Annotated in this window: 5 protein-coding genes; all 5 read left to right on the top strand. The window is 74.6% G+C overall.

What is annotated here, in order from left to right; genetic code table 11:
* The coding region (locus tag AB0J39_RS22235; RefSeq protein WP_363467734.1) for a hypothetical protein at window positions 1-232 on the top strand (232 nt) is incomplete at its 5' end.
* A 1-nt stretch (window position 233) separates the two neighbouring features.
* A complete protein-coding gene (locus tag AB0J39_RS22230) occupies window positions 234-446 on the top strand; it encodes an MbtH family NRPS accessory protein (protein WP_363467731.1) in 213 nt (70 codons plus the stop codon).
* Window positions 443-1870 carry a condensation domain-containing protein gene (locus AB0J39_RS22225; protein WP_363467729.1) on the top strand — a complete coding sequence of 476 codons (1428 nt, stop codon included), beginning with the start codon at window positions 443-445 and terminating at the stop codon, window positions 1868-1870. The genes AB0J39_RS22230 and AB0J39_RS22225 overlap by 4 nt, the downstream gene beginning before the upstream one ends.
* A 13-nt stretch (window positions 1871-1883) precedes the next feature.
* A complete protein-coding gene (locus AB0J39_RS22220) occupies window positions 1884-3824 on the top strand; it encodes a non-ribosomal peptide synthetase (RefSeq protein WP_363467726.1) in 1941 nt (646 codons plus the stop codon).
* Complete coding sequence (locus AB0J39_RS22215; RefSeq protein ID WP_363467724.1) at window positions 3821-6928, top strand: amino acid adenylation domain-containing protein; 3108 nt, start codon at window positions 3821-3823, stop codon at window positions 6926-6928. Before AB0J39_RS22220 ends, AB0J39_RS22215 begins: the two co-directional genes overlap by 4 nt.
* Window positions 6929-7150 lie beyond the last annotated feature (222 nt).

Genomic DNA, 7150 nt, shown 5'->3' with positions numbered 1-7150 from the left:
GGCGCCCCGGCTGACCGGCTACCTCCTCGCGCGCCCCGGGCTGGACACGCCCGAGGCCGTCCACACCGCCTTCATGCGCGCCGCGACCGGCCGGACCGACGTGCTCGCCCCTCACCACTACGTCCTGTGCGCGGCGCCTCCGGCCGATCCGGCCGGCTGGCCCGGCTGTCCCCGCCTGGCCGAGGGCGGGGGCCGGGAGCCGTCCCCCTCAACGAACCCCTGGGAAAGATGACATGACCGATTCCCCGATGCTCGTGGTCGTCAACGACGAGGAGCAGTTCTCCGTATGGTGGAGCGACCGCGAGCCGCCCGCCGGATGGCGGCCCACCGGCTTCGCGGGCACCCGCCAGGAATGCCTGGACCACATCGAGACGGTGTGGACCGACATGCGGCCGCGGAGCGTACGCGACCAGGGAACGCCGAGCGCACGCGACCGGGGCAGATGACCGCCGCCGAGCGCCGCGCCGCGCTGATCGAGAAGCTGGCCGGGCTGCCCCCCGAGCGCCGGGCGGCGCTGCTGCGCTCCCTCGGGGGCGAGCCCCGCGACGCGGGCGGGCAGGAGTGGCCGCTGTCGCCCGGGCAGGAGCGCCTGTGGTTCCTCAGCCGCTTCGACCCCGCCGACACCACCTACAACACGCCCTGGTGCATGCGGCTGCGCGGGCCGCTCGACGTGGACGCGCTGACCGCCGCGTTCACCCGGATCGTGGCGCGGCACGAGGTGCTGCGGACCCGTTTCCGGCTGCGCGGGGACGCCCCCGTGCAGGTCGTGCTGCCGCCGGGACCGGTGCCGCTGGAGAAGATCGCGTTCTCCGGGGAGGCGGACCTCGAACGGGCGCTGAAGGAGTTCGTCGACCGCCCGTTCGACCTGGAGAACGCGCCTCCCCTGCGGGCCGGCCTGGCCGGGCTGGGGGAGGACGACGCGGTCGTGTGCATCGTCCTGCACCACATCGTGATGGACGGCTGGTCGCTCGACGTGCTCCTGCGCGAGCTCACGGAGTGCTACGCCGCCGCACGCGAGGGACGTGACCCCGACCTGCCGGAGCTGCCGACGCAGTACCCCCGCTTCGCCGTCCAGGAGAGACAGCGGGACCACACCGAGGGCGTGGAGTTCTGGGCGCGACGCCTGGCCGGCGCCCCCGCGCTGGACCTTCCGACGGACCATCCACGGCCGCCCCGGTGGTCCGGGCGCGGTGGGCGCGAGCAGCTGCTGCTGCCGCCGGAGGTGATCACGCCGCTGGAGAAGGTGGCCAGGAAGCGGCGCTGCACGTCGTTCATGGCCCTGATCGCCGCCTACCAGGCGACCCTCGCCCTGGCGTCGGGTCAGACCGACTTCTGCGTCGGCGTGCCGGTGGCCGGCCGGAGCCGCAGTGAGCTGGCGCCGCTGATCGGCTACTTCGGCAACACGATGGTGGTGCGCGCCGACCTGTCCGGCGATCCGTCGTTCCACGAGCTGCTGGACCGCGTGCGGGCGACGACGCTGGCCGGGATGCGGCACGCGGAGGTGCCGTACGAGCACGTCCTGGCCGCGTTGCGCGTCCCGCGCGACATCAGCAGGCCGCCGCTGTGCCAGGTCATGTTCAACCTGCACAACCTGCCCAAGGAAGATCTGCTGGGGACCCGGTTCGCCGACCTCGACCGGGAGGTCCACGTGGTCCCGCCCAGCCACACGAAGTCCGAGGTCTCGATGGACCTGTGGCGGGGACCGGAGGGGCTGGGCGGCGTCCTCGACTACAGCGGCGACCTGTTCACGCCCGCGACCGCGCACCGCCTCATCGGCGGTTTCACCGAGGTCGTACGGAGGGCCGGGGCGGACCCCGACATCCGGCTGTCCGCGCTGAACGGCCCGTTCGCGAGCGTGTTTTCACAGTGAAAGGTGCATGGAAGTGAGTGACGCGGTGAGCGGCCCGACGGCGCCTCCGGGTGCCGGGCGGCCGGGGACGGGTACGGACGCCGCGACGGCGCTCGCGCTGATCCGCCGGTGGCGTGACACGAGCCCCGACGCGGTCGCGGTGAGCGGCGCCGGAGGCCTGCTGACCTACCGGGAGCTGATCGACAGGGTCGACCGGCTCGCGGCGCTGCTGCGCGCCCGCGGCGTCGGCCCGGAGGTGCCGGTGGGGCTGTGCCTGGAGCGCTGCCCCGGCATGGTCGTCGCCCTGCTCGCCGTGTGGCGGGCCGGCGGCGCCTACGTGCCGCTCGACCCGGGCTTCCCGGAGGACCGGCTCCGGTACATGCGGGAGGACGCGGGCATCCGGCTGGTCCTGGCCGGCCAGGGCGTCGAGTCCCGGCTGCTCGACGGTGTCCAGGACGTCGTCGAGCTGGCGTGGGACGGCGTTCCCGTCTCCGGCGGGGTGCCCGCCGACGCGCCGGCCGACGGCCCGGTGGGGGACCTGGCCTACCTCATGTACACCTCCGGCTCCACCGGCAGGCCCAAGGGGGTCGCCGTGCCGCACGGCGCGGTGGTCCACCTGCTGGAGTCCTTCGCCTCCCTGCTGGAGCTCACCCCGCGCGACGCCTGGCTGGCGGTCACCACGCTGTCGTTCGACATCTCGGTGCTCGAACTCCTCCTGCCGCCGGCCTGCGGGGCGCGGGTCGTGGTCGCCTCCGGGCACGAGACCGCGGACGGCCGCGCCCTGCGGACGCGCGCCGTGACCGAGGCCGTCACGATCATGCAGGCGACCCCGGCGAGCTGGCGCATCCTGCTCGAATCCGGCGGTGTGCCCGAGAACATCGCGACCCGGCTGTGCGGGGGTGAGGCACTGCCCCGCGACCTCGCCGACGCCCTCCTCGGCGACGGCGCCCGGCTCTGGAACGTGTACGGCCCGACCGAGACGACGGTCTGGTCGACGGCCGGGCGGGTGGCCCGGGTCGACGAGAACGGGGCGCCGGCCCCGGTCGACCTGGGCGAGCCCATCGGCGACACGACGGTGCACATCCTCGGCCCCGACGGGCGTCCGGTGCCGGTCGGCGAGGCCGGCGAGCTGCACATCGGCGGCGCCGGCCTGGCCAGGGGCTACCGCGGCATGCCGGGCCAGACGGCCGCCAGGTTCCTGCCCGACCCGTTCTCCGGGACGCCGGGGGCCCGCCTGTACGCCACGGGCGACCTGGCGATGATCGAGGACGGCAGGCTCCGCTACCTGGGCCGGGCCGACCAGCAGGTGAAGGTGCGCGGCTTCCGCATCGAGCTCGGCGAGATCGAGAGCGTGCTGCGCGCCGCGCCCGAGGTGGCCGACGCCGCCGTCGGCGTCTGCGACGGCCCCGACGGGCTGCCGCGCCTGGTGGCCTACGTCGTGCGCGCGGCCGGGGAGCCCGAAGGGGCCGACCTGTGGCCGTCCCTGCGGGACCGGCTGCGCATCAGCGTGCCCGAGTACATGGTGCCCGCGCATCTCGTGGTGCTGGACGCCCTGCCGCTCACCCCCAACGGCAAGCTCGACCGCAAGGCCCTGCCGGTGCCCGAGTGGACCCGGGCCCGCAGCAGGCCGTACCGGCCTCCGGCCACGGCGCTGGAGGAGGACCTCGCGGCGATGTGGGGCGAGGTGCTGGGCATCGCGGAGCCGGTGGGCGTCGACGACGACTTCTTCGAGCTGGGCGGGCACTCGCTGACCGCCACCCAGATCATCGCCAGGATCCAGGCGCGCTTCGCGATCAACGTGCCGATCGTGGTGCTGTTCGAGAACCCCACGGTGGCCGGCCTGGCGGCGGCGATGGACCGGCTCGACGACGACGACCTGGACCTCGCCGACATCGCCGCGCTCCGCGACGAGCTCGACGGCCTCAGCGCCGAGGACCTGGCGGCCGTGCTCGACGAGATGGCGTCGGAATCATGAGGGCGCCCCTGTCGCCCGGCCAGGAACGGCTGTGGCTCCTGCAGAGGCTGAACCCCCGCGACGCCTCGTACACCATGTACCTCGTCCACCGGCTGCGCGGGCCCCTCGATCCGGACGCCCTCGACGGGGCGTTCGCCGACCTCGCGGCCCGGCACGAGGGCCTGCGCACCCGGTTCGAGGAGGAAGACGGCGTCCCCTGGGCGGTCGCCGAGCCGGCGGGGACGCCGGGAACCCTCCCGCCGGTCGAACGGATCCAGGCGGGCGACGAGGAGCACGCCCGGCGGCTCGTCGCCGAGCGGGTGAACGCGCCGTTCGACCTCGCGCACGGCGTGCCCCTGCGCGTCGCCGTCATCGCGATCGGACCGCTGGACCACGTCCTGTGCGTCACGATGCACCACATCATCGGCGACGGCTGGTCGCTGGGGATCCTGCTGGACGACCTGGCGGAGTGCTACACCGCGCGCCTGCAGGACCGCGCGCCGAACCTGGCGCCGCTGCCGGTGCGGCCGTCCGACTACGCCCGCTGGCAGCGCCGCCGCGCCGAGCGCGCGGTGCCGTACTGGCAGGAGCGGCTGGCCGATCCGCCGCCGCCCGACCTGCCGTGCGGCATCGGTGAGGGCTCCGGAGGCGCCGGCGACGAGGATCGGGCGGCGTACCAGATCGTCCGGACCGGCCGGGAGGTCGCCGACGAGCTGGACCGCCTCGCCCGCGAGCACAGGACCACGCTGTTCACCGTGCTCATGACGGCCTACCAGGTGCTCCTGCACCGGCACACCGGCCACACCGACGTCCTCGTCGGGACGGCCGTCGCCGGACGCGACCGGGTCGAGCTGGAGGCGATGATCGGCTACCTGTCGCAGACCGTCGTGCTGCGCGGCGACCTGGACGGGAACCCGTCGTTCGTCGAACTGCTGGGGCGTACCAGGCAGGAGGCGCTGACGGCGATGAGCCGGCCTTCGGTGCCGTTCGAGCGGGTCGGGCACCCCGTCGAGGCGCTGATGCCGACCATGTTCATCCTGCACACGCAGGTCTCGGGACCCACCCGGCCCTTCGGCGACCTGTCCGTCGGCGCCTTCCCGCACGGATACCGCCAGGTCAAGCTCGGCCTGTACGTCGAGGCGTGGCTGGAGGACGGCGAGATCGCCGTATCGTTCGGCCACGACGGGTCCAGCGGCTCCCCGCACGAGGCGGAGGCCGTCCGCCGGCTCGCCGACCGCTTCCTGCGCCTGCTCGAGTCGGTCGTGGCCGAGCCGCAGCGCCGGATCTCCGAGCTGCGCGTGTGGACCGCCGACGACGAGGCCGACATCCGGTCCATGGCCGGGGACGGCGCCGAAACCCCCGGACCGGGGGTCCCCGAGATGGTCGCGGAGGCCGTCCGGCGCACTCCCGGCGCCGTCGCGGTGGTCTGCGGGGAGACCGAGGTCACGTACGCGGAACTGGACCGGCGAGCGGCACGGCTCGCCGCGGCGCTGCGGGCGCGGGGCGTGCGCCCCGGCGACGTGGTCGGCGTCTGCCTGCCCCGTTCGGTCGAGGCGATCACCGCCCTGCTCGCGGTCTGGCGGGCGGGCGCGGCCTATCTGCCGTTCGAGCCGGACGAGCCGGAGGAGAGGCTGACCTTCGCGCTCGCGGACGCCGGGGCGACGCATGTGATCACGGAGCGGGCGCTGCCCGCCGGGTTCACCGCCGTCGACCCGCTGGCCGATGAGGACGGGACGGCATCCGGCGGCCCGGAGGAGACGCACCCGGGCGACGTGGCCTACGTGATCTTCACCTCCGGCTCCACCGGGCGGCCCAAGGGCGTCGCCGTGGAGCACCGCGCCATCGCGGCCCGGATCCGGTGGATGCGCGAGGAGTACGGCCTGGCGCCCGGCGATCACGTCGTCCAGTTCGCGTCGCTGAGCTTCGACACCCACCTCGAAGAGGTCTTCCCCGCGCTCGCCGCGGGGGCGACCCTGGTGCTGCTGCCCGGCGGGGCGGCGACGCTGCCCGACCTGCTGGCCTCTCCTGGCGGGGAACGGGTCACGGTGCTCGACCTGCCCACCGCGTACTGGCACCACCTGGTCGAGGAGATCGACCAGATCGCCTGGCCGCCCGCGCTCCGTCTGGTCGTCATCGGCGGCGAGCAGGCGTCCGGCGGCGCGGTGGCGCGCTGGCGCGGCCGGTTCGGCGACAGTGTCCGCCTGGTGAACACCTACGGCCCGACCGAGGCCGCGGTCATCGCGACCGCGGCCGATCTCGGCGCGACGCCGTACGGCAGGCCGCCCATCGGCCTGCCCATCGGCGCGACGACGGTCCACCTGCTCGACGCCGCCGGGGCGCCGGTGCCGAAGGGCGCGATCGGCGAGCTGGTCATCGGCGGCGCCGGGGTGGCACGCGGCTACCTGCGCCGCCCGGCGCTCACGGCCGCCGCCTTCGTCCCCGACCCGCTGGGACCGCCGGGATCGCGCAGGTACCGCACCGGGGACCGGGCACGCTGGAACCACGACGGCGCGCTGGAGTTCCTCGGACGGATCGACGGGCAGCTCAAGGTCCGCGGCTTCCGGATCGAGCCGGGCGAGGTCGAGGCGCGGCTGCTCGACCATCCGGGCGTCGGCCAGGCGTTCGTGACGGTCCACGCCGAGGAACTGGTCGCGTACGTGACCGGAACCGCGACGGGGGAGGAGCTCGCCGCGCACCTCGCGCGGACCCTGCCGCGCCACCTCGTCCCGACCGCATGGGTCGTGCTCGACTCCCTGCCGCTGACCAGCCGCGGCAAGGTGGACCGTGCGGCGTTGCCCGCGCCGGTCCGGGCGCCGTCGGCCGGGCACGTCCCGCCGGACTCGGACGCGGAGCTCCTGGTGGCCGAGATCTGGGCGGAACTGCTCGGCGTCGCCTCCATCGGCGTGCACGACGACTTCTTCACCCTGGGCGGGCACTCGCTGCTCGCGACGAGGATCGCGGCCAGGCTGCGCCGGGCGACCGGGGTGGAGGTCCCGGTGCGGACGATCTTCGAGCGGCGCACCGTGGCCGAGCTGGCGGTCGCGCTGGAGGATCTGCTGGTGGCCGAGCTGGAGGACATGTCGGAGGAGGAGGCCGAGCGCCTGCTCTCGTCCGCCGACCACTGACCGCGAGGCGGGCGCCCTGTGTTGCCGGGGCGTCCGCCTCGTGTCGCTCGGGCGTCCGCCTCGTGCCGTCGGCCAAGGCGGCATCGGCGGGTAGGAGGCCGGCGTGACCAGATGATCGCCGTGCTCCAGATCCTCCAGCAGTGTCGGGTGACTGGGCGACCAGCCGAGCAGTTCCCGGGTGTACGAGCTGGAGACGGGCCCGTCGACGCCGTAGGCGATGGC

This window comes from Microbispora sp. NPDC049633, assembly GCF_040675265.1.
Lineage (GTDB): Bacteria > Actinomycetota > Actinomycetes > Streptosporangiales > Streptosporangiaceae > Microbispora > Microbispora maris.
This window is presented reverse-complemented; position numbering and strand designations above follow the sequence as displayed.